General features: G+C 58.3%; 19 protein-coding genes. 10 read left to right on the plus strand and 9 right to left on the minus strand.

What is annotated here, in order from left to right; all coding sequences use genetic code 11:
• Positions 1-92 precede the first annotated feature (92 nt).
• The 4 genes from EDB94_RS06180 to EDB94_RS06195 are packed head-to-tail and all read left to right on the plus strand — an operon-like array spanning position 93 to position 3,908.
• On the plus strand, positions 93-872 hold the full coding sequence (locus EDB94_RS06180) for a (Fe-S)-binding protein (protein WP_108017782.1): 780 nt from the start codon (positions 93-95) through the stop codon (positions 870-872).
• Positions 869-2,308, plus strand: coding sequence for a LutB/LldF family L-lactate oxidation iron-sulfur protein (locus EDB94_RS06185; protein WP_014578140.1), 1,440 nt, complete (start codon positions 869-871; stop codon positions 2,306-2,308). Before EDB94_RS06180 ends, EDB94_RS06185 begins: the two co-directional genes overlap by 4 nt.
• Complete coding sequence (locus EDB94_RS06190; RefSeq protein ID WP_108017783.1) at positions 2,305-2,958, plus strand: lactate utilization protein; 654 nt, start codon at positions 2,305-2,307, stop codon at positions 2,956-2,958. Before EDB94_RS06185 ends, EDB94_RS06190 begins: the two co-directional genes overlap by 4 nt.
• A complete protein-coding gene (locus tag EDB94_RS06195) occupies positions 2,955-3,908 on the plus strand; it encodes a DMT family transporter (RefSeq protein ID WP_108017784.1) in 954 nt (317 codons plus the stop codon). The genes EDB94_RS06190 and EDB94_RS06195 overlap by 4 nt, the downstream gene beginning before the upstream one ends.
• A gap of 6 nt (positions 3,909-3,914) precedes the next feature.
• Here the strand turns inward: EDB94_RS06195 and gloA are convergent, their stop codons facing one another.
• A complete protein-coding gene (gene gloA, locus EDB94_RS06200; protein ID WP_014578143.1) occupies positions 3,915-4,463 on the minus strand; it encodes a lactoylglutathione lyase in 549 nt (182 codons plus the stop codon).
• 353 nt (positions 4,464-4,816) lie between these two features.
• A complete protein-coding gene (locus EDB94_RS06205; RefSeq protein WP_108017785.1) occupies positions 4,817-5,953 on the minus strand; it encodes an alkane 1-monooxygenase in 1,137 nt (378 codons plus the stop codon).
• 251 nt (positions 5,954-6,204) lie between these two features.
• On the opposite strand from EDB94_RS06205, the gene EDB94_RS06210 reads away from it, so the two are divergent.
• The 5 genes from EDB94_RS06210 (at position 6,205) to EDB94_RS06230 (ending at position 12,612) form a co-directional block, all read left to right on the plus strand.
• Positions 6,205-6,864: a GntR family transcriptional regulator gene (locus tag EDB94_RS06210; protein WP_053112911.1), complete on the plus strand. Its 660-nt coding sequence runs from the start codon at positions 6,205-6,207 to the stop codon at positions 6,862-6,864.
• Positions 6,865-7,174: 310 nt separating this feature from the next.
• Positions 7,175-8,197: a DUF6160 family protein gene (locus EDB94_RS06215; RefSeq protein ID WP_108017786.1), complete on the plus strand. Its 1,023-nt coding sequence runs from the start codon at positions 7,175-7,177 to the stop codon at positions 8,195-8,197.
• Between the two features lie 65 nt (positions 8,198-8,262).
• Complete coding sequence (locus tag EDB94_RS06220; protein WP_108017787.1) at positions 8,263-9,321, plus strand: lysylphosphatidylglycerol synthase transmembrane domain-containing protein; 1,059 nt, start codon at positions 8,263-8,265, stop codon at positions 9,319-9,321.
• Positions 9,318-11,561, plus strand: coding sequence for a glycosyltransferase (locus EDB94_RS06225; RefSeq protein ID WP_108017788.1), 2,244 nt, complete (start codon positions 9,318-9,320; stop codon positions 11,559-11,561). The genes EDB94_RS06220 and EDB94_RS06225 overlap by 4 nt, the downstream gene beginning before the upstream one ends.
• Positions 11,562-11,664: 103 nt before the next feature.
• Entirely contained in the window at positions 11,665-12,612 is a 948-nt protein-coding gene (locus EDB94_RS06230) for a DUF523 and DUF1722 domain-containing protein (protein WP_108017789.1), read from the plus strand.
• Here EDB94_RS06230 and EDB94_RS06235 read toward each other — a convergent pair.
• The 3 genes from EDB94_RS06235 to EDB94_RS06245 all read right to left on the minus strand — a co-directional run bounded on the left by EDB94_RS06235 (position 12,609) and on the right by EDB94_RS06245 (position 15,248).
• Entirely contained in the window at positions 12,609-13,340 is a 732-nt protein-coding gene (locus EDB94_RS06235; RefSeq protein WP_108017790.1) for a YdiY family protein, read from the minus strand. The genes EDB94_RS06230 and EDB94_RS06235 overlap by 4 nt on opposite strands.
• Positions 13,341-13,361: 21 nt before the next feature.
• A complete protein-coding gene (locus EDB94_RS06240) occupies positions 13,362-14,381 on the minus strand; it encodes a rhodanese-related sulfurtransferase (protein ID WP_108017791.1) in 1,020 nt (339 codons plus the stop codon).
• A gap of 135 nt (positions 14,382-14,516) precedes the next feature.
• Positions 14,517-15,248: a thioredoxin domain-containing protein gene (locus tag EDB94_RS06245; protein ID WP_053112916.1), complete on the minus strand. Its 732-nt coding sequence runs from the start codon at positions 15,246-15,248 to the stop codon at positions 14,517-14,519.
• 126 nt (positions 15,249-15,374) lie between these two features.
• Here EDB94_RS06245 and EDB94_RS06250 point away from each other — a divergent pair, with 126 nt between their 5' ends.
• Positions 15,375-16,349, plus strand: coding sequence for a nitronate monooxygenase family protein (locus EDB94_RS06250; RefSeq protein ID WP_108017792.1), 975 nt, complete (start codon positions 15,375-15,377; stop codon positions 16,347-16,349).
• On the opposite strand, the gene EDB94_RS06255 is transcribed toward EDB94_RS06250, so the two are convergent.
• From EDB94_RS06255 to EDB94_RS06270, 4 genes are all read right to left on the minus strand, one after another.
• The gene (locus tag EDB94_RS06255; protein WP_108017793.1) at positions 16,346-18,286 is read right to left on the minus strand and encodes a methyl-accepting chemotaxis protein; all 1,941 of its coding nucleotides are present in this window, start codon (positions 18,284-18,286) and stop codon (positions 16,346-16,348) included. The genes EDB94_RS06250 and EDB94_RS06255 overlap by 4 nt on opposite strands.
• Positions 18,287-18,413: 127 nt before the next feature.
• The gene (locus EDB94_RS06260) at positions 18,414-19,928 is read right to left on the minus strand and encodes a DUF5666 domain-containing protein (protein WP_108017794.1); all 1,515 of its coding nucleotides are present in this window, start codon (positions 19,926-19,928) and stop codon (positions 18,414-18,416) included.
• Between the two features lie 76 nt (positions 19,929-20,004).
• Positions 20,005-20,856: a DUF6502 family protein gene (locus EDB94_RS06265; RefSeq protein ID WP_062781253.1), complete on the minus strand. Its 852-nt coding sequence runs from the start codon at positions 20,854-20,856 to the stop codon at positions 20,005-20,007.
• Positions 20,857-20,938: 82 nt separating this feature from the next.
• Positions 20,939-22,381, minus strand: coding sequence for a DUF5666 domain-containing protein (locus tag EDB94_RS06270; RefSeq protein ID WP_108017795.1), 1,443 nt, complete (start codon positions 22,379-22,381; stop codon positions 20,939-20,941).
• Positions 22,382-22,506: the final 125 nt, after the last annotated feature.

The following is a 22,506-nucleotide window of genomic DNA, read 5'->3' on the forward strand; positions in this document are numbered from 1 at the left end:
CTTTACGGCTGCCCATAAAGTCGTCTGGCAACACCGCGCTCGCCACCCTATTATTGCTGGATAACAATTCAAAAACCGTTGAGCATCCGCACATGGTTGATCCGATCAAGGTTTATCCTGCAAAACCCGCGAAAGTCTATTTCTACGGCACCTGTCTGGTGGACATGTTCTACCCCGATGCGGGCATTGCCGGCGTGGAACTCCTGGAACGTGAAGGCATCGAGGTCCTGTTTCCCCAGAACCAGACCTGCTGTGGCCAGCCCGCCTACACCTCCGGTTACCACGACCAGGCCCGGTCGGTAGCCAGGGCCCAGCTCGACCTCTTTCCCGGCGACTGGCCCATTGTGGTGCCGTCCGGCTCCTGCGGCGGCATGATGCGCAAGCACTACCCGGACCTGTTCAAAGACACTACGGATGAGGTGAAAGCTGCTGAGATTGCGGGCCGGGTCTGGGAGCTGACGGACTTTCTGCTCAATGTGTGCCACATCAAACTGGAAGATTTGGGCGAACCCACCACCGTGGCCATGCACACCTCCTGCTCCGCCCGCCGTGAGATGGGCGTGGCCGAAGTGGGCCCTAAGCTTCTGGGCCAGTTGAAGAACGTGAATCTGGTGGAGCAAATCCGGCCGGAGGAATGCTGCGGGTTTGGCGGCACCTTTGCGGTTCGCCACCCGGAGATCTCCGGCGCCATGGTGAGCGAGAAGGTGGATGCACTGGTGGATACCGGCACCAGACAGTTTGTCACCACCGATTGCGGCTGCCTGATGAACATCGCCGGCTACGCAGAAAAGAACCAGAAGCCTGTTGAAGGCCAGCACATTCTCAGTTTCCTGTGGTCGCGCACCCAGGGCAAAGGGGGGCAGCAGTCATGAGTGAGACAGCCGAGCACACTGGCCATCACATCGACGTAAAAGAGTTTCACCCGCGGGCTCAGGCGGCCATCCACGACCCCAAGATCCGCAAGAATTTCCGCAGCGCCATGGACGGGCTGATGTCCAAGCGCAAGACGGCGTTCGAGGGCTGGGATCTGGAAACCCTCCGGGATCTCGGTGCCAACGTTCGCCTCCGCGCCCTGGCCAACCTACCAGACTTGCTTGAGCAGCTAGAAAAAAAGCTGATCGAAAACGGCATCAAGGTGCACTGGGCGGTGGACGGCGACGAGGCCTGCCGGATTGTGCGGGATATCTGCAAGGCCCGGGATGCCAAGACGGTGATCAAGGGCAAGTCCATGGTCTCCGAGGAAATGGAGCTGAACCATTACCTGGAGGAACAGGGGATCGAAGCCCTGGAATCGGACCTGGGCGAGTACATTGTGCAGTTGGCGGATGAAACGCCATCGCACATCATCATGCCGGCGATTCACAAGAACACCGGCGAGATCTCCCAGTTGCTGCACGAGAAAACCGGCACGGATCTCTCCAACGATGTGGAATACCTAACCGCCAGCGCCCGCCTGCAATTGCGGGAAAAGTTCATGAATGCCGATGTGGGCGTTTCGGGGGTTAACTTTGCGGTAGCGGAGACCGGCACCCTATGCCTGGTGGAAAACGAAGGCAATGGCCGGATGACCACCACGGTGCCCAAGTGCCATATTGCCGTTACCGGTATCGAGAAGGTAGTGCCGAGCATGGAGGACGTCTCTGCCCTGCTCGCCCTGCTGACCCGGTCTGCTACCGGCCAGCACATCACCACCTACTTCAACATGATTTCCGGCCCGCGCAAGGCCGAGGAGCTGGACGGGCCGGAGGAAGTGCATCTGGTGCTGGTGGATAACGGCCGCTCGTCGATCTACCAGGACGACGAGCTGCTGGACACCCTGCGCTGCATACGTTGCGGCGCCTGCATGAACCACTGCCCGGTGTACACGCGGGTAGGCGGCCATGCCTATGGCACCACCTACCCGGGGCCCATCGGCAAGATACTGATGCCCCATCTGATTGGCCTGGACGAAGGCCGGCACCTGCCCAGCGCCTCCAGCCTGTGTGGCGCCTGCGGTGAGGTCTGCCCGGTGAAAATCCCCATTCCCGATCTGTTGGTGCGACTGCGCCAGGAATCGGTGGATGGCGACAAGCTCCACCCGGCCAAGGTCCGTGGCCACGGGGCCAAGCGAAGCTCCATGGAAGCGATGATCTGGAAAGGCTGGGCCTGGATGCACGCCAGCCCCGGCATTTATCGCTTCGGCACCGGTGCCGCCAGCAAATTCAGGGCATTGCAGCCCTCGAAAGCCGGCGCCTGGACCGATTACCGCACTGCACCAAAACTGGCAGCCAAAACCCTGCACCAGCGGATGAAGGAGCGTGGCCAATGAGTTCCCGCGAAACGATTCTTCAGCGTCTGCGCAACCGAACCGGCGGTGAACTGACGGTGCCGGAGTGCGACTTCTCTGTTCTGGTACGGGATGACTGGTCGACAAAGGAGCGTATCGAGCGGTTCGAGAAGATGATCGAATCGGTCCACGGCGAGGTGCACCACTGCACCGAAGACATGTGGATGGACCGCCTGGCCGAGGTGCTGAACACTCGCGGCGCCAGGAATCTGCTGATTCCGAAGCAACACGAAATCGGACAGTCCCTTCGCACTGCCGGTCGTAACGATCTGCCGGAACTGCTGATCTACGACGAGCCTATCGAAAGCTGGCAGGGGCACCTGTTCAACGAGGTGGACGCCAGCATTACGTCCACCCGCGGCGGTATTGCCGAAACCGGCTCGCTGATCCTGTGGCCAAACGAGGACGAGCCACGGCTCATGAGCCTGGTGCCGCCGGTGCACATTGCCGTGCTACGGGCCTCTGAGCTCTATACCACCTTCCACGAAGCCATGAAGGCCCAGAACTGGGCCGCTGGCATGCCGACCAATGCCCTGCTAATCTCTGGCCCTTCCAAAACCGCTGACATCGAGCAAACCCTTGCCTACGGTGTTCACGGTCCCAAAGAGCTGATTGTGTTGATTATTGAATGATCCAAGGCGCCCTGTTGATCGCCCTGGCTGCCCTGCTATGGGCGACCACGGGCATTGTTGCGAAATTTCTGTTTACCGGTACCGAGCTGCAGGCCATTACATTGGGCTTCCTGCGACTGGCGGTGGCCTTGCCGTTTTTCTGGCTGCTGATGCGACGGGAGCAGGCACGCCTTGAGCGGGCCAATCCGGGCGCTAAAGTGCCCGGCAGTTCCCTACGGAGCCTCACACGCCAGACCCTGATTCCGCTGGCAGCCCTTGGCCTGTTCCAGGCGTTCTACCAGGGCAGCTACCTTCTGGCCGTGGACCTCACCGGTGCCGGTATCGCCACCCTGATCGCGCTCTGCCTTCCGCCAGTGCTGGTGGCAATTCTTGCTGCGCCTCTTCTGGGAGAGAAGCCCAGCCTTTTGACGGTTCTGTCGCTGTTTGCCGCCATCGCGGGCACGGGCATGCTGGTTCTCAGCGATATGGACACAACCGGTACACTCCGGCTTGCGGGCATTCTGGTGGCGTTACTGGCCGCCTGTGTGTACACCGGTTTCACGCTGACCAGCCGTTACAGCTCTGCCGGGACACCGGTGTTCACCACGGCATTTATCTGCTTCTTCACGGCGGCGCTGATTCTGTTGCCGGTGGTCGCCCTGTCTGGCGGATTCGAGGGGCTGGAAACCCTTGGTATCGGGCACTGGCTGATGGTGGTGTATGTGGGGGTGGTGCCAACCTGTATTGGCTATGTGTGCTTTTTCTCTGGCATGAAAACGACACCGGCCACGCTCTCCAGCATCATTGTGACTCTGGAACCGCTGTTTGTGGCGCTGCTGGCCTGGGTGTTTCTGGAGGAGATTCTGGGGCCGATTGGTATTGCGGGGGCACTGATACTGACCGCAGCGGTGGTGGTGGCCTCCCGCTACGGCCGTAAACCCGCAGCCGGCCAGGAGGCCGGTGCGGAGTAAGGAAGATCAGTCTTCCTTGCGCTGTTTCTCAAGCATGTCCGGCTGCAGGATTTCAATCCAGTAGCCGTCCGGGTCTTTGATAAAGGCCAGGCCTTTCATCTTGCCGTCGTCCGGCTTTTTCACAAACTCCACACCGAGCTTTTGAAAGCGGTCGCAGGCGGCGTAAACGTCTGGCACCGCTACGCCGATGTGGCCGAAGCCCTGGGGTTCGTCGTTACCATTGTGGTAGCCGAAGTCGTTGTCGTCTTCGGTGCCCCAGTTGTGGGTGAGCTCAAGCATGGCTTCGCGGCCGAAGGTGTAGGTGGTGCGGTGGGCATCGTCCTGCGGCACGAGGCCGGCCTGGCGATCATCCAGGTAGCCAAGGAAATACAGGGTGAACTTCATTTCGGGGAAGTCCAGTTTGCGAACGAGGCGCATGCCCATCACTCGGGTGTAGAAGTCCATGGAGCGCTCGGGTTCTTTGATGCGCATCATGGTCTGGTTGAAGACGTAACCTTCGGTTTCGGGAACGGTTTCTTCGTATAGGCCAGGGGCCTGTTCGAAATGCTTGGGCATGTTGGTTTTCCCTTTTTTTCGCAGGATTCAAAGGTTATACCTGTGTGCGTTTCAGGGAGATTTCAAGGGCGTGAAAAAAGACCCCGGGGCCAGAGACGAACCGCCGGGGTCTTGAGGGCCGGTTTTTTAGGCCGGCGTTTCTTCAGAGACGCTCTGAAGCTGTTGTGGCCTATCGGTTCAGGCCGATCTGGGTTTGGGGGCTGGCCGAGGCATGAGGGGTAATTTCTTTCGGGAAGCCGAACTCGCTTTGCTCAGACATTCGTTTCCCTGCAGAAATTACCCCTCATACCCCGGCCGGCTCACTTTGTTGCCGGCATCTCGTTTGGGCCGCTTGGGGGTTTTGCCCGCAGACATTATGCCAACTGGTGTTCTTCTCCTTCGTAATAAGCCTCCACTCTTGGGTTCATTACCCGCCGCCAGAGTGGGGGGAACATCGCCAGGACGATCATTGCGGAGTAGCCAGCCGGGAGCTGGGGGGCTACTTCGTGGTGGCGGAGGATCTGGTATCTGCGTTTGGCCCAGGCGTGGTGGTCGCTGTGGCGTTGGAGGTGAAACAGGAAGACGTTGGTGAGGAAGTAGTTGCTGTTCCAGCTGTGTTCCGGGCCGGTGCGTTCGTAGCGGCCGTTGTCGAGTTTTCTGCGGTGCAGGCCGTAGTGTTCGAGGTAGTTGACGATTTCCAGCAGGGTGAAGGCGATGAAGCTCTGGCCCAGGAAGAAGAGGGCGCCAAGCCAGCCGAAGGCGATGGTGAAACCAGCCAGTGCCAGGGCGCTGATGCTGTACCACCAGATCAGTTCGTTGCGCCAGCTGAGGGCCTTGTGGCCTTTGCGTTGGAGGCGTTCGGCTTCCAGTTTCCAGGCATTCAGGAAGTTGCGCATGTAGGCCTGGGGCAGGAAGTTGTAGAGGGACTGGTTGTAGCGCGAGGAGGAGGCGTCTTCCGGGGTGGAGACGTGAACGTGGTGGCCGCGCAGGTGTTCGACTTTGAAGCCGGCGTAGCAGACCAGTGACAGCAGGAAGCCGCCAGCCCGGGTTTCGAGTTTTTCGTCTTTGTGGATGAGTTCGTGGGCGACGTTGATGCCGAGGCCTCCGACGATGCCGATGGAGACGATCCAGCCAATACTGCCCACCAGGCTGAAGGTGCCGGACGCCAGTTCCAGCATGCTCCAGACCAGTAAGGCTGCAAAGCCTGCCACCCAGCCCAGGGTAATCGCTTTATAAAACCGTTCGCCGACCATCCGCGGTACGTCGGTTTCTTCATCCGGGTTCAGGGAATCCTTGCCGAGCAGCATGTCCAGTACCGGGATGATCCCGAACACGACCACGGGGACGCCCCAGGAAAACAGGTTCACCAGATCAGTGGCCTGGCCGGCGGCCAGCAGCAGAGGCGGCAGCAACAGGGGCACCATGGCGATCAGGTAGCTGTACTTCTTGAGGGTCAGCAAGATCCTTCGGCGGGTGGCCTCGCGATTGACCGATAACTGCGTTGTGCGCATTGGGTTCTCTCCATCAAATGCTTGTTGGTGAAACTCTGATCACCTGTTGTTTTCTGCATTATTGTCCTACAATACATCAGTCGTCAACATTTCTGGCGAGGTTTTTTGACAATCGTCAGGAAGCCCCGCCGAATCAAGGCGTTGTCGCTATGGCACTCAGAGGCTGTGATAAACTCATGCGCATACACTCTTCCGCCGGTCGGCTTACCGCAGCAGCCGACCGGTTTTTACGACCTGTCCAGAGAGCCTTTATGGATTTTCAGGTGCCGAACACACTGGCCGAGCAGATTGCCAATTACCTGGCAGAACGGATCATGACCGGGCAGATTCGCCCGGGTGAGCGGATTCAGGAGGCCACGCTCGCCGGTGAACTGAAGGTGAGCCGGGCATCGGTGAAGGAAGCCCTGTACACCCTGGAGCGCTGGCATCTGGTGGAGATCACGCCCCGTAAGGGCGCTTCGGCAACCCGGCTGGATGCGGCACACGCGTCGGAGCTCTACGACGTTTATATGCACTTGCTGATGATGATGGCGGTGCGTTTGTGCGAGCGCTGGCAGGAACGCGACAAGCCTCTGGTGCTTGGGGCGGTGAGCAAGGTTGTTGACAAGATAAACGATGGCTCTGCCGACATCTCCGGGGTGGTTGAGGCGAGTTTTGATGTGATGGATGCCTGTTGTGAGGTGGTGGGGAATCCGTATCTCACGGAGGCGCTGTCGAATTTCAAGCCGGCGGTCAGTCGGGCCTATTATCTGAGTGCCGATCGGTATCGTCGGGGTTTGACGCAGACCAGTGAGTTTTTTGCCAATCTTCCGCAGGCGGTGCTGGCGCGGGATTCGGTCAAGGCGCAGGCGTTGATACGGGAGTTTGCGGAGCACCAGAAGTCTCTTATTCAGCAGGCTTTGGCTTCGTAGTCCGAGCTTCGCCCTTCATCTTTTGGTGCCTGCAAATCGGGCGGGAGGTCTTCCCAAAACACGCTGTGAATACATCCGTGTACGCTTGGCTCCGCACAGTTTTGGGAAGACCTCCCGCCCGCTTTGCCCCAACCTCTCCGGTGGCCTCTTCGTGTGACAGAGCTCACGGATCTTTTTCGCTTCACCCCCTATCGTAACAGTCTGTAACAAACCAAAGTTTTTGCTGCATTGGTTGTGCTGTCCCCCTGCGGCCCGGGGAGCGTTGAACGCTCACCACTAAAAAACAATAAACCAGACTTTTGGGGCCACCATGACTCAGTCACTTGCCTGTCGACGAAACACCACATCTTCCACTCTCTCGCTCTGGGTGCTCGCCCTCTCGCTGCCATTGCCAGCGATGGCGGAGTTCAAGCCGTTGGACGATGGGGCGATGTCGGGTGTGACCGGGCAGGCAGGTGTGACGATTGAGCTGGAGACCAAGCTCAGCATTGATCGGTTCAGCTGGATTGATGAGGGTTCGTTGAATGTGAACGGGCTGCGGTTATCCGGGCAGAACGATACGGTGCTGGATAACATGAAGCTGACGATCGATATTGCCGGCGATGGGGAGGTGCTGGAGCACGGGTTTTCGGAGATTGCCCGGCGGGCCGATGCGGGGTTGTTGGACCCAACCAATCCGGATGTGGCCGATGCTCTGGCGAAGTATTCCGTCGCGGGCTCTTTTGGCAAGCAGTTCAATAGCGGTGATCTGGTGATGCACCTCGGTGCAACCGATTATGGCGATCCAACCAGTCTGGATGAATACCTGCAGGCGGTGGATTTTGAGCTGGCGGTGGACAGTGTGACCACTTCAGGCAGCGAGGGTTCGGCGACGCTGTTCTCGGACGTTATTCTGCAAGGGCATATCGGGCCGACGGATCTGGTGATTCGTAACGGGGGCAGTTCCACTCGCACTCTGGCGAACGGCAACGAGGTGTCCGGTTCTGAACTGCAGCTGGATACCCATTTCGAAATTACCGACGGCAGTCTGAACTGGGATGCTGCGGATGTGATTCTGCTGTTCAACTTTGCCGCGGTCGGTATTGAAGGACTTCAGATTCATAATCGGCGCGGCGATGACACGCTGGGCCATTTCGGTATGGCCAGTGCCACTGCAAAGCTTTCCAGGGGCACGAGTGCCGCTTCGGGCAACGATGGGCTTTCGGTGCATGATGTTGAGTTCCGGGCGGATATTGATATGCCGGTCTTCAAGATGGGCGGTACCAGTATCGGCAGTGTTCAGTTCACGGACTTCGCCATCACCAACACCACCATGATGGTGTATGGCCACTAGCCCGACACTGGACACCGACCACACCCTACCCTGTAAACTGCCCGTCTCACTCTGACGGGCAGCCCATGACTGACTCCACTGAAATCAGCTATTCAAAGCGCGCTTCTGGAAAAAGACTGGCGATGTTCAGTCTGTTGTTTCTGGTACTCACCGCTGCCGGGCTGTATACCGTTTACCATCTGTTCGCCGAACGCACCCTTACCTTCGATACCAGGCTGATCGCTCCGGGAACTCTGTTATCGGTGGCTGGCCTTCTGCTGGTTTATTTCATTTCGGATGGCCTTCGGCTCTATTTTACGCTGAGAGCCCTGGGGCACAGGATTCCCCTGCCGGCCATGGTGCGGCTGGTGTTTATCAATCTGTTCTTTTCCAACATCACGCCGATGGCCACCGGGGGCGGTTTCGCCCAGATCTGGTTCCTGAGCCACCATGGCGTTCCGATTGGGCGTGCGACGGCTGCGACCACGATCCGGACGATCCTGGCGGTGCTGTTCATATTTTCGCTGACGCCCGTATTCCTGCTCACGCTCAAACCCCTGGACGGTAATTCCATCACTGGCGATATCGGCACCGCTCTGGCAATTCTGATTGCGTTGTACCTCGGCTTTTTCCTGGTTCTGCTGTTCCGGACCCGCTGGCTGATCGGCCCCCTGACCCGGCTGCTGAGGGCCGCGCGTCGGCTCCATCTGATCAGTGAATCCCGCCATCGGCGCTGGCAGTTCAAGGCACGCCGGGAAATGCTGCGGCTGTCACGGAGTTTTGGTGATTACCTGCGTGGTGCGCCGGTGTTCGTCTGGCTGTCCATCCTGTTCACCGCCGTGTTTCTGCTTAGCCTGTTCAGCTTCCCGGCGCTGCTGATGCACAGCCTGGACTACAGTGTTGACTATGTGATGTCCGTGGGCCTGCTGGTTGTGACCACCTTCGTGATGTACTTCTCGCCCACGCCGGGCGCCTCAGGCATCTCGGAGGGTGTTTTCGGGAGCTTCTTCCGGGATATCCTCTCGGGAAACCACCTGATTCTGGTCATCGTCTGCTGGCGTCTGCTGACCATCTATCTGGGCATGATTATCGGGCTGGTGGTGCTACAGAAGGAACTTGTTGCCAATCGCAGGAGAGCCGGATGATCTTCCGAAACCCACTCAAGCTGCTGTTTTACCTCTGTCTTCTGGTGGTGTTTCTGCTGGTTGGCTACAAAACCTACCTGAATCTGTTCACGGAGGATTTCGAGGGGGTTCATACCGAGCAGGTAGAACGGATTTATCAGGCACTTGAACCCGGCGAGCCCTTCAGTTTTGCGGTGGTGGGCAATATCAATAACTCGGTGGGCATCTTCGAGGACCGCATCATTCCGGAACTGAATCGATCCGGGCTGGATTTTCTGGTTTCGGCGGGGAACGCTGTCAGTGGTGGCGGCGAAGACAAGTACCGCGCACTCTACGGCACTCTGAGCCACCTGGAGATCCCCTATCTGCTTACCTTCGGCGCCCACGAGTACGAGGATTTTGGCAGTTTCCGATTCTACGATCACTTCGGCCCGCACTTCTTCAGTATCGAGGCCGGCAACAGCCGGCTGATTTTCCTGGACAGCACCGGCAAAACACCCTGGCGCTGGCAGATCCGCTGGCTGAAAGACCTGTTGGCCCAGGACACCTCCCGGGCACGGATACTGTTTATTGGCCACCCTCCCCTCCATCCGGACGAGAATGCCCCGTTTGATCAGAAGGACGATTACCTTGCGCCCCCCGAGTTCCGGGATGCCCTGCTGGCGGCAATCAGGGACCATGGCGTTGACCGGGTATTTTCCGCCAATCTTTCGCTCTATGCCGAGGAGCAGGTAGGCGAGACCACGTTTGTGACGACCGGCGGTGCCGGTGGGCTGGTGATGAACAATGACACCAGCTTCTATCACTACGTGCGGGTGAACGTAGACGCCGACGGCGAGGTAAGCCACAGCCTCCAGCGGCTGGAAGTGGGCCAGCACCCGATCCTGAAGCGCCTGGAAAGCCTGTGGTTCTTTATCTACTCGCTGTTCTATACCGGTTATCTGAACTTTATTCTGATCGTCGCCGTGTTTGCGGCCATTGCGATCAAGCTGTACGGCGCCATTTTCATCGGCAAGGATTATTACCCGGACTACGACCTGGACCCCTCGCCCTGGCTGGACAAACCGATGCGGGTGGCCATGTTTACCAACAACTACCTGCCGTTCATCGGTGGGGTACCCATTTCCATTGAACGGCTGCGCCGGGGCCTGGAAGCGCTTGGCGATAAACTGCTGGTCGTGGCGCCCCGCTACAAGGGGCAGCCGGAAACCGAATCCCACGTTTTGCGAGTGCCCTCGCTACTGGCCATGGGCGAGAAGCGGGAATTCCGGCTGGCCAATATTTTCCTCGGGCGGATTCGCAAACGGGTACGGGCGTTCAAGCCGGATATCATCCATCTGCACCATCCGTTCTGGCTGGGGTCGCTGGGCCTGTTCGTGGCGCGCACCCTGAACATCCCGGCCATATACACCTACCATACCCGCCTGGAGCATTACGCCCACTTCGTGCCGCTGCCCGGCATGCTGTTCCGGAACCTGATTTCCCACGCGCTGATCAAACGCTTTGCCAACAAGTGCGACGGTGTGATCGTGCCTACCTACTCCACGGAGGAATACCTGCGGATGATCGGGGTTAAAACACCGACCTTCGTGCAGCCTACCGGCATTGAATATCACAAGTTCCAGGAGGTTCAGGAAAAGGACGTCGAGCAACTCCGGGAGAAGCTGAAGCTCAAGAATGAGAAAGTGTTTGTCAGTGTTTCCCGGCTTTCGAACGAGAAAAACATCGACTTCATGATTGAGGCCATTGATGCCCTGCGGCGGGAAACCGATGTGCCCTTCCGGTTCCTGATGATCGGCGATGGCCACCAGAAGGACCGCTTGCAGAAGAAGATCGAAGACCTGGGACTTCAACAACACTTCACCCTTGTTGGTGCCGTGCCGCCGGACGAAATGGCCACCTGGTACCGACTGGGGGATGCCTTCCTGTTCGCCTCCATCTCCGAAACCCAGGGCATGGTGATTCTGGAGGCTATGGCTGCCGGTTTGCCGGTCGTAGCGGTTCGCTCCAGCGGTATTGAAGACGTGGTCCGACACGGGTTCAACGGCTTCAAGACGCCGGAAAAACAGGACCAGTGGCGGGCGCAGGTCAAAAAACTTCTGGAAGACGACGAGCTGCGCGAAAAACTCTCCGAACAGGCCCTGGAATTTGCCAGGGACTACTCCGTAGAGCAGTTCGCCCAAGACGTTCGCACAATCTACGCCACCACACTCGCCATGGCCGCGAAGAAACGAAAAGGCTCGATAATCCATCCTGAATAGGTGGGGTTACAGTTTTCCGCAGCGGCCTGATCGGGCTAGACTGAATTCACGTATTACAAAGATAGTTTTAGCTATCTGACCTGGTTAATTATCGGAGACTAACGTGAGCGGCATCCCCGTCGGAATCAGCACCTGCCTGCTGGGCAAGGAAGTTCGCCATGATGGCGGCCATAAGCATTCCCGCTACTGCACCCAAGTGCTCTCGAGACACTTTGATTTCCGCTCCATCTGCCCGGAGCTGGAAGCGGGCCTGGGCGTTCCGCGCCCGGCGATCCACCTGCGCGAATACAGTGATGGCCTGCGCCTGATCGAGACCAAGGGCGCGGCGGACCACACCGACGCCATGCAGGGCTTTATCGAACAGGTGATGCCTACCCTGGCAGACCTTCGTGGTTACATCCTGATGGCCAAGTCCCCCAGCTGTGGCATGGAGCGGATCAAGGTACATAACGAGGATGGCAATGTAACCCGCCGGGATGGCCGGGGCATGTTTGCCGAGGCGCTGCTGAAGGCCTACCCGCTGATGCCGGTGGAAGAGGAAGGCCGACTGAACGACAACATGATCCGGGAGAATTTCGTTGAAAGGGTTTTCGCCTACGACGACTGGATGCAGAACGTGGCCGGAGACAAGCTCTCGGCCAGGGCGCTGATTGAATTCCATACCCGCCACAAATTCCAGCTTCTGGCTCACTCCGAAAAAATCTACCGCCAGCTTGGTCCGATGCTTGGAGACCTGAAGTCCGAGCCGTTGGAAGACATTGCTGAACGCTATATCCACCAGTTCATGGAGGCCATGAGCAAGAAGGTAAGCCGGGGTTCACACATGAACGCCATGCAGCATCTGATGGGCTACCTCAGGGATTCCATGGGCGATGAAGACCGCAAGGTGTTGATGGAGCAGATGGAGGCCTACCATCGTGGCGAGGTACCGCTGGTGGTTCCCATGACGCTGCTGCGTATGGCCCAGAGAAGGGAGCCGGTGGATTACCTGCATGCCCAGCAGTACCTGACGCCTTATCCCGATGAGCTGGGACTCAGAAACAACGTCTAGAAACCGTAGAGCAGCGAGAGTGACGTTTCGGTGTCGGTGTTTTCGGAGCCGGCCGGAGCGTCAGACACGTGCTTGACCCGGAAAGCCGCCTTCATGGAGAGGTTGCCCACCACGTTCGCCTGCAGCGATGTTTCCGATTCGGTCACCGTGTTGTTTTCGTCCAGGCCAACTTCGGTGCTGAGCTTCTGACGGAACAGGGAATTTTCCGAAAGGGCGTAATCAAACTGGCCAGCAAGGCGGGCGATGGCCTCTTCCTCGGTGTCCTCGCCTTCGGCATTCACCATATCCAGCTTGTTATACCGATAACCGACACCGGCTGACAGGTCGAGGAAGGACCGCTCACCAGAGTTCCAGACCCGGTTGCCATAACCCGTGGTTACCGACGATTCAAAATCGTAACCGGAGAAGCGGTCATCCTCATAGGAGCCACGGAGAAACCAGTACTGGTTCTCGGCGAACTTGTAGTCGGTCTCCAGGGCGGCCTGATATTTCTCGGCAGTGGTTTCGTCTTCAGTCTCGGAATAGTTGGTGCGGAATTCGCCGGTGTTGCGCCAGGTTTCGACTTCATGGACCAACCCCAGGCGCCCCTTGATGTTGGTCTCTTCGGTATTGCCCGAGGTAATCAACACACCCAGTTCGGTTTCGCCCTTCCAGTTATCGGCGTCCTGCGCGCTGGCAAAGGGCGCGATAGCAACTGCGGTAATGGCTACAGCCTGTCGTAAATCCATGAAGTCTCCTTTCTGGGTTGGTCAGGCCCCGTCGGTGCTTCTCGCCCTCTCGCCATCCAGGCTTTTCCGGGCCTGACGTTCTCTTTCAGCCTTTTTCCGCGCCTTGCGCTCGGCAATGATGCGCGCGGCTTCCCCGCCCACGTGGGCTTCGCCCCGCTCCTCTGCCAGGCGCATCTGGCGTTCACGCTCGGCAAACCGGGCTTTCTGCTCTTCGGTCAGCGAATCAATGCACTGATGGCAGCTCACACCCTGCTCATATTCGGGGCGCTGCTTGTCTTCTTCGGTAATCGGCCTGCGGCAGGCATGGCACTGGTCGTAATCGCCACGCTCCAGCCGGTGGTTAACCGTTACCCGGTCATCAAAAACAAAGCACTCTCCGTGCCACAGGCTCTGCTCTTCCGGTACCTCTTCCAGGTATTTCAGAATGCCGCCCTTGAGGTGATAAACCTCTTCGAAACCCTGCTCCTTGAGATAGGCGGTGGATTTCTCGCAACGGATACCGCCTGTGCAGAACATAGCCACCTTCTTGTGCTTCGAAGGATCCAGGTTCTGCTTCACGTATTCCGGGAACTCCCGGAAGGTATCCGTGGCCGGATTTACGGCATTCCTGAAGGTGCCGATTTCCACTTCGTACTGGTTGCGGGTATCCACCAGCACCACGTCCGGATCGGAAATCAGATCGTTCCACTCTTTTGGATCCACATACGTGCCAACAATCCGCTTCGGATCGATACCGTCCACACCCATGGTGACGATCTCTTTCTTGAGCTTCACTTTGGTGCGTTTGAACGGCTGGATGTCCACAAAGGACTCTTTGTAATCAATGCCGTCGAACCGCTCGTCGCTGGCGATCCAGGCTTTCACGGCATCAATGCCTTCGCGGCTGCCGGCAATAGTGCCGTTGATGCCTTCGCGCGCCAGCAGCAAAGTGCCATGCACGTCTTTATCAAGCATCAGATCCAGCAGCGGCTGGCGGAGGGATTTGTAATCGTTCAGGACTGCGAACTTGTACAGTGCGCAGACAACAACGTTATTGCTCATCATATTCTCCTGCGGGCCGGACCGTAAATCCGGAGCATGGTTTCGGGGTTCATCTGAGGCGGGAGCCTGAGAGGGCGCAAATTTTAACCAACTCAGGCTCACGATCAAGTGCGGGGTTACCCGTGGCTCAACAGGTCACTCCGCCCCGTTGGCCAGTTCACGTTCAACTACGGCAGAGAGCTGTCCCCAGCCGGGACGAGTCAGGCGGATGTTATCCACCAGAACCGTTGGTGTACTGGTGACTCTCAGTTGCATGGCCACCTGGCGGCTCTGCTCGACAGCTTCCCGGTGCAATTCGGTGGTCATGCACCGGCGGAAGCGCCGCTCTTCAAGGCCCAGATCACCGGCGTAGCGGGTAAAGGTGGCAACCGGATCGTTCGAGCCGCTCCACTCGGTCTGGGAATCGTACAGGCGTTCGTGCATGGCCCAGTAGGCGTCCTGGTCTCCGGCACAGCGTGCTGCCTGGGCGGCTGGCATGGCGTTCTGATGCTGCTGTAATGGCAGATCAAAGTAGACAAAGCGAACCTTGCCCTCAGCCACATACTCTTCCTTCAACTGCTTGCTGGCAGAGGCAAAGTTGCCGCAGGCGGGGCATTGATAGTCGGCAAACTCACGCACCACGACCGGTGCGTCGTCGGGACCCACGGAGACACCGAACTGGTCCAACTGGGCGGGGAAGTCCTCGGCATTCGGAGCGGCCACAGGCAGCCCGTCAGACGTGGGTTTTGGTGGAGCGGTCAGGAAAAATACGCCAAGAAGCACTGCCGCAAGCGCAAGCAGTCCGATACCCGCATACAAAAGCTTGTTTGATTTTCCTTTTTGGGGCGGCGGCGCACCGGTTTCCTTGCGACGTTTTGCTTCACCCATGGAGGGACTCCTTATTGTGTTTCTGGTTTCCGGAATTAATTAGCTCGCGACCGTTTTCAGATCGAGCGTGGCACGCTAAGATCCTTTATATCCTACAAAAGTTCCAACAAAAATTAAGGAATCCTCATGCCATTGCCCGCTTCCCTGACAGACTCTCTCTCACTGCCCCTGGTGGCCGCACCCATGTTTCTGATCTCCGGGCCCGAACTGGCGCTGGCCTGCTGCAAGCAGGGCATCGTTGGCAGTTTCCCGGCTTTGAACCAACGCACCAGCGAGGGCTTTGAGGAATGGCTGATCCAGATGAACGAAGAGCTGGCCGCTTACCGAAGCGCCAATCCGGAAGCAAAAACGGCGCCCTACGCCGTGAACCTGATCGTGCACCGGACCAATCCGCGCTGGCAGGCAGACCTGGAACTGTGTGTTAAACACAAGGTGCCCATCATCATCACCTCACTGGGTGCCGCCAGCCAGGTGGTGGAGGCGGTGCACAGCTACGGCGGGGTGGTGTTCCATGACGTGACCAACCAGAAGCATGCCCGCAAGGCGGCCGAAGCCGGTGTGGACGGCATTATTGCCGTGGCAGCGGGTGCCGGTGGCCATGCGGGCACGATCAACCCGTTCGTTCTGGTGCATGAAATCCGGGAAGTCTTTGACGGCACGATTTTGCTGGCCGGGGGGCTGTCCCATGGTGAGGATCTGCTGGCGGCCCAGGCCCTCGGTGCGGACCTGGCCTACCTGGGCACCCGCTTTATCAACACCTTCGAGTCCGAGGCCGATGAGGCCTACCGGAACATGATCATTGAAGCGGTGTCAGGCGACATAATTCATACCCCGGCGGTATCCGGTGTGCCCGCCAGCTTTATGCGCCAAAGCCTGGAAGCGGCCGGCTTCCCCATGGACAAACTTAACCAGGCCGGCGAGATCAACTACGGCGAAAAACTGAAGCCCATTGATGATGAAGCCAAGGCCTGGAAAACCGTGTGGTCGGCCGGCCAGGGCGTCAGCCAGATCCACGACGTGCTCACCGTCCCGGACCTGGTGAGCCGTCTGACCGACGAATACAGAAGCGCCCGGGAACGCCTGCTATCCCCGGGGCACTAGACCTGGAACTGAGAGGCTTTGTCCTTCAACGAGGTCAGTGTCCGGGCAATCTGGCCGCTGGCCTCGTCGGAGCGCTCAATGGCTTCTACCGTCTGGCGGGATGAGCCTGCAATATCGCTCACGCTCACGCTGACCTCACTGGCATGCCGGCCCTGCTCTTCCGCCACGGATGAAATAGCCATGGCCCGATCCTGAAGGCTGCTGAGCAACTGGTTGATCCGGTCGAAATGCTCGTCAGCCCGACGGAACTCCGACGACGACTCCGCAACTTGCCCTGACACCTCGCCAATGGCGCTGACCGCCTGCCGGCTGCCCTGCTGCAGACGTTCAATGATGGACTGGATTTCAGTGGTGGATTCCTGGGTCCGGCTCGCCAGAGTGCGGACCTCATCGGCCACCACGGCAAAGCCCCGGCCGGATTCTCCGGCGCGAGCGGCCTCGATGGCGGCGTTGAGAGCCAGCAGGTTGGTCTGCTCTGCGATGGCGCCGATCACCGACAGCACCGATCCGATTTCCTTGCTCTGGTGGTCCAGCTGATTGACCGCTTCCACCGCCTGTTCAACATTACGGACTACCTGATCCAACCGGTTCCGCACTTCCCGGGAAATCCCCGCGGTGGCCTCACTCTCGGAACTGACGTTGCTGACCGAGCCTGCGATATCCTGAATGTTTTCTGCCACCTCGGAAATACTACGGGACATGGCATCCATGGTGCCGGACACCTCCGCCACTTCCTGTTCCTGACGGTTCACGGCCGCCACCGCACTGCGGCTGATGTCACCCTGAGCCTGGGCCTGGCCGGCGGCCGATTCGGCAGACTCTTTCACGTCGGAGACCAGCTCCTGGATACGGGCAATGAACCGGTTCACGCCCTCGGCCATCTCAGTAAGCTCATCCTTGCCTTTCATGGACACCCGGCGGGTAAGATCGGCCTCGCCATCGGCGATACCCCAGATCGCCGAGCTCAAACGGAAAACTCTGGGCAGCAAGCCTCCGCCGAGCACCAGTGCCACCAGCAGGATCAGAACCACCACGGAACCGATTGCCAACATGCTCAAATTGGCGGAGAGGCTCGAGGCTTCGGTATTCAACGCCTCCACAGTGTTCTGGATTCTGGAGCGAGTGTCAGCGTCCATACTCGCCAACTGCTGCTGGAGGCGCTGGTTAACCTGCTCGGTTTCTGCTTCGAGGGTGTCATGCAGCGCGTCGATGCTGCCGGTTATGGTAGCGCTGAATTCCTGCTCCAGAGCCGCCAAGTCCTGATTGATGCCTTCGAGCGACAGTCCCAGCTTCAGCTGACCAATGGCGGAACCCTGGGGAGCGATATCGGCAGTAATGATGACCACGTTGGGATCGCGACTTGCCGCATCCAGGACCCGATTTGCCGCACCACGACCTTCCCCCTGCTCCATTAAGGTGCGCACCCGGTCATCGGTGCGGTCCACATAACGGGTCAGGCGTTCACCGTACTGGTCGTAATACACGGCAAACAGAACCGATTCACGGGCGTCGGCCAGTTCGACAAGATCGGTGAGGCGCGGGACATCCCGATCCCAGATCAGCGGGGCCGCAACAGCGGCGAGGACATCAGCCAGACCCTGGGCTTCCGCCATGACAGCAGTGCGAACGTTGCCGGCAACGCGTTCCTGCTGCGCCGTCTGCTGGCGGGTGAGTTCGGCGGAGAGTTCCTCGGTGGTCTTCTGCCGCATGGTCTCCAGGCGAGTTCGAACATCCTCGCGGGTGTCCCCGAAGGAGGCACTGACCTGCTGGCTGCTGGCCTCAAGGGCGGCCCCTGCGGTGTCTACCAGGCGCTCTACCTGGCTGGAAATCAGCCACTGGCTGACCAGGACCTGAACCAGACCGGCAACGACCAGAACAACAAAAACCGGTCGGAGAAGGCGGCTAGAAATCAGCCGCCGGATAAAACTGAGTGACATACGGACTCCGCTAGCATGTGTGCTTCATGCATCCTGCACAGTCGGCAACAGCGTCCCTGCTTGGCGTGTCCGTATGTATAGCAAAACCCGGGCCGGAGTGGGCCGCATTTATGTACGGGTTTTGTAGTTAATCGTCATCGCTTTCTTCCAGATCGATTTCGTCGGCGATGAAGTTGTTCCCGTTCCTCGAATATTCAACTTCGAGAATCAAAAGCTCGCCATCATCAAAACGATCAATAATTTCACTTTGAGTATTACTGTCGTAAACCGCTGGTCCGGCATCGATCGATACACCGAGAACCTTGATGGTGCTCGGAGTGATGCTCGTAAGCTTTCCTTCAAGCTCGTAAAGATCTCGATCATCGAAATCTGCAATTTCGTCATCAACCTCCACCTTCAAAGCTTCGATAAATACATCTGCACCCTGCTCTTTCTCAATGCCCTCGACCTCCACTGTGGTCGAACCAATGGGGAGGGTCTGGAATGAGATACCAGAGCCGTCTTCGACAGTGAAGGCAGTCGTCGACGAAATCCGAACTTCAACACCGCCGACTAGGAAAGAGTTGTCAGCAGAGGAAGAAACTACTCCCTTCACTTTCGCATTGCCGTCCCGGAGTTCAATTTCTTCCGCTTCAACAACCGTATCCGAGACGAACTGCCCTTCCACCTGTATCAGGAGCCCTTCGGTAAGCTCGTCGAGAGTAATGCTGTCATCCAGTTCGGTTGCATCTGTCACCCGAACGGTCAGACCTCCCATCGTAAACTCTCCCGGGCGTGAGCTGATACCGGAAGCGGTATAGGGCGCATCAATTGTCGCGGTGAACTCGATATCGTCAGCACTGCTGCGACTGAAGCGTCGGGCGTCGTCCCGGTCAATGGTAGCGGCAGTCACCACGCTTCCTGACAGGGTTCCTTCTACCTCCAGGACAGCGCCGTTGATCAGGTTCGCCTCGGTCAGGTCTGATCCAAAACTGACGCTGTTCTCATCATATTCAACGGTGATCGTGCCAATCGTGAATTGATTCTGGGATATATCCACCGCTGACAATGTGCCTTCCAACTCGATACTAGTCAGATCCGGATTGATGACCTCAATGTAGCCGGCCCGATAGGAGCCATCGGCCTGACGCCAGGCGCTGACACGGACATGATCTGTGATAGAGGGTTCGCCAAGCAGTGTGGCGTAAGTTGTGCCGCGAACCACCGTCTGGCGATCAACCCGCACGGATTGCCCCATCACTGAAAGGGTCACGAATTCACCGGCACCACTTGGATCGGCAGTCACCAGGTCTACCGGACCCCGCAATGTATCGTCGTAACTGAGCTTCTCGGCCGTGCCTTTGCCATCATCAAACCACTCGCCTTCAACCCTGAGAATCATTCCTTCGCTCAGAAGGCCTTCGGCAGTGATGCCGTCATTGCTTTCCACTTCCCGATTCGGAATGTCATCGGTGCTGAATTCAACGCCATTAACAAAAACACTTCCGAATCCGGAAACCGGACCAACGCTGGACCCGGTGCCCCGGATACCACCATCGGCAACATCAAGACCTCCGCCAGCGCCACCGCAGGCGGAGATCGCCCCGAAGACCACTGTTCCGGCTGCCAGCCCAATAACACGATTGCAGAAGTGCCGTTTCATAACTTTTATCTCCGTAGCCGGCGTTCCTGGCCGGCATCTGTCATATCGCTTCTTTAAAGCGCCTGCGGAAACTTTTTTATTCCCCACCCCGGCCGCCGTTTCCGGCGGGCTCTTCGAAGAAGAAGATGCTCACGCCGGTTCGGACGGGCTCACCGGATACACTTTCAGTCTCTTGACCGGATATATCCCGATCATGGGGACCAAGCCACTTGTCCAGTTCTTCCAGAAGAGACTGGGACCGTTCGGCTGCGTGCCTGCGCCAGCGCTCCATCACTTCCGGAGGGATATTGTTGTAGGTCAGGGTTCGCTGGAACAGCGGTGGCTGCCCGGACTCGTCACTGACCAGATTGTGATCAATGGTTGCGATGAGATCCGATACGTCCTCACCGAAAATCTGCAGCATTTCCTCGCTATCTCCGGCCGGGACAAAGGCCCTTTGCTGCAGGACCAGGCGGCCAGATTCCCCCTCCACGGAAACCACCCCCACCCGAAGCAGTTCATCCAGCACGGAACGGGGCGGCATGTCGCCGCTGTAGCGTTTGACCAGCTCACTGAAGCTTGCAGGCCCGTCGAAAGCCAGCATGGCAGGCTCTCCGTCCTTGGCCTGAAACACCGCATCGTGGACCCAGCCCGATACCACCCGGGACGCCCGGTTGGTATGGAGCACGTCGCGGCTCCCAGCATCCTCCCCTGCCAGGATCTCCCGCTGGCGTTTGACTTCCTTTCGGGTCAGCCCGGTCATGACTGCAGCCCGTGAGTCCGTGGGCTTTCGCCGGTTGTCGGTGAAGTCCTCCAGGGCGGCTTCCACGTAGGCACGTTTAACCAGCTCGGAGAACTCTCCGAAAGGAATACCATTGCGCAACAGCAACCTCGCCAGAGGGCGCAGAATGCGAAACAGCGCTTGATGCAGGGGGTTGGGCTTTTTCATGTTTGGGATTGTATTCCCATAGCGACTTCGAAAGCCAGAATGCGGGCCGACAACACCACGGCCCGCTCCGGCGGTTCACTGATCAATCATCGCTGTCGTCGACCTCGACGTTCTCGGTCAGCTCATACAGGCCGCCACTGGTCTGGCGGTACCCGATTTCGACTTCATCACCAACCTGAACGCCGGACAGGCTGTAGCCATTGCGAAGCACCTCAAGATTCATAATGGTGATGGAGTCGACACCGATCGAATCTACCCGTGCTTCGAGTTCGAAATCGTCATCCTCGTCATCATCCTCGCGCTCAATGCTGATGGCTTCCAGGAACCCTCCGTCACTGCTGCGCTGGCGACCCTCAATTTCGAGATAGTCTCCCACCTGCAGGCTCTGGATATCCTGGACGCGACTGCGACGGTCATCTTCGTCATCGTCGTCGTCATCAATCAGAGTATTGCCGGTCAGCTGGACCCGAACGCCACTGACGACCATGGTTTCATTGGTCAGATCAAGAGACTCGATGCGACCATCCAGCTCGGCATCGGAATCCCGGCCTTCGATTTCTTCAGCCACCAGGACGCCATTGCGGAAATCCCCTTCCACTTTCACAAACAGGCCATCGGCAAGGCTGCTTTCGCGGAGATCGTCGAACGACGTGCCACCATCAATCTGGACGCGCACCCCATTCACCGAGAACTGACCACTGGCGGCGTCATAGTCATAAATGCTTCCGGAGATTTCTACATCGTCATCATCGTCGAAGAGGTCGTCCTCATCATCGATCTCCTCGGCCATGATGGTGTTGCCGTCCAGGTAGCCTTCCACTTCCACCACGATTCCGTTTGCCAGATCGTCCAGGGAGAAGCCGTCATCGCCGACAGCGCTGGCGTAATCAACCAGAAAACCGTTGATGGTGAAGGTCTGGGCGCTTGTGTCCAGATCGGCAACAACGCCTTCGATTTCTACTTCGTTGTTGTCATCGAATTCCAGGCCAATGGCCCGGGCACCAACAAAGCTTGCCCGAAAGCTGCCATCCTCAAGGCGCCAGGCGCTGACCCTTACACGATAGCCCTGGGGATTGCCGGCAAGGGCCGTTGGTGTTGCGCCGCGGAAGACGGTTTTGCCATCCAGGGCAATGCTCTGGCCAAGCATGGTCAGAGTTCCGGTGCGGGTAACCTCATCCCAAGTCATGCCGGAAATCGGCCCGCGCAGGGTATCGTCATAACTGACTTTGTCCGCCCGCCCCTGACCACTGTCATCCCAATCGCCCTCAACTTTGAGGATCATGCCCTTTTCGAGCTGATCCTCGCGTTCCAGGCCATCGTCGCTGCTAACGCTGCCGTTGGTCTCAAAGCGTGTACCGTTCACGTAAACACTGCCGAAACCGGAAACCGCCCCGACACTGGTCCCCGATGAGGCATCACTTGTTGAGGCGTCTCCAGAGCCGCCGCCTCCGCAAGCGGCGAGCGCGCCAGCAAGAGCGCCGGTCATGGCCAACTTCACTGCAATTGCTAAAGGTTTGTGATTCATCGTTCTTCTCCAGGCTTGATATTGCGTCCGCGGGCGACCACGCTTAACCACCCAACCATAAATTGGGATATTTTTCCCAACCCGTTATTTGGGAATTTATTCCCATTTTCTGGAGTTGTCCAGTT

It is taken from the genome of Marinobacter sp. 3-2, from assembly GCF_003751355.1.
GTDB classification, from domain to species: Bacteria; Pseudomonadota; Gammaproteobacteria; order Pseudomonadales; family Oleiphilaceae; genus Marinobacter; species Marinobacter adhaerens.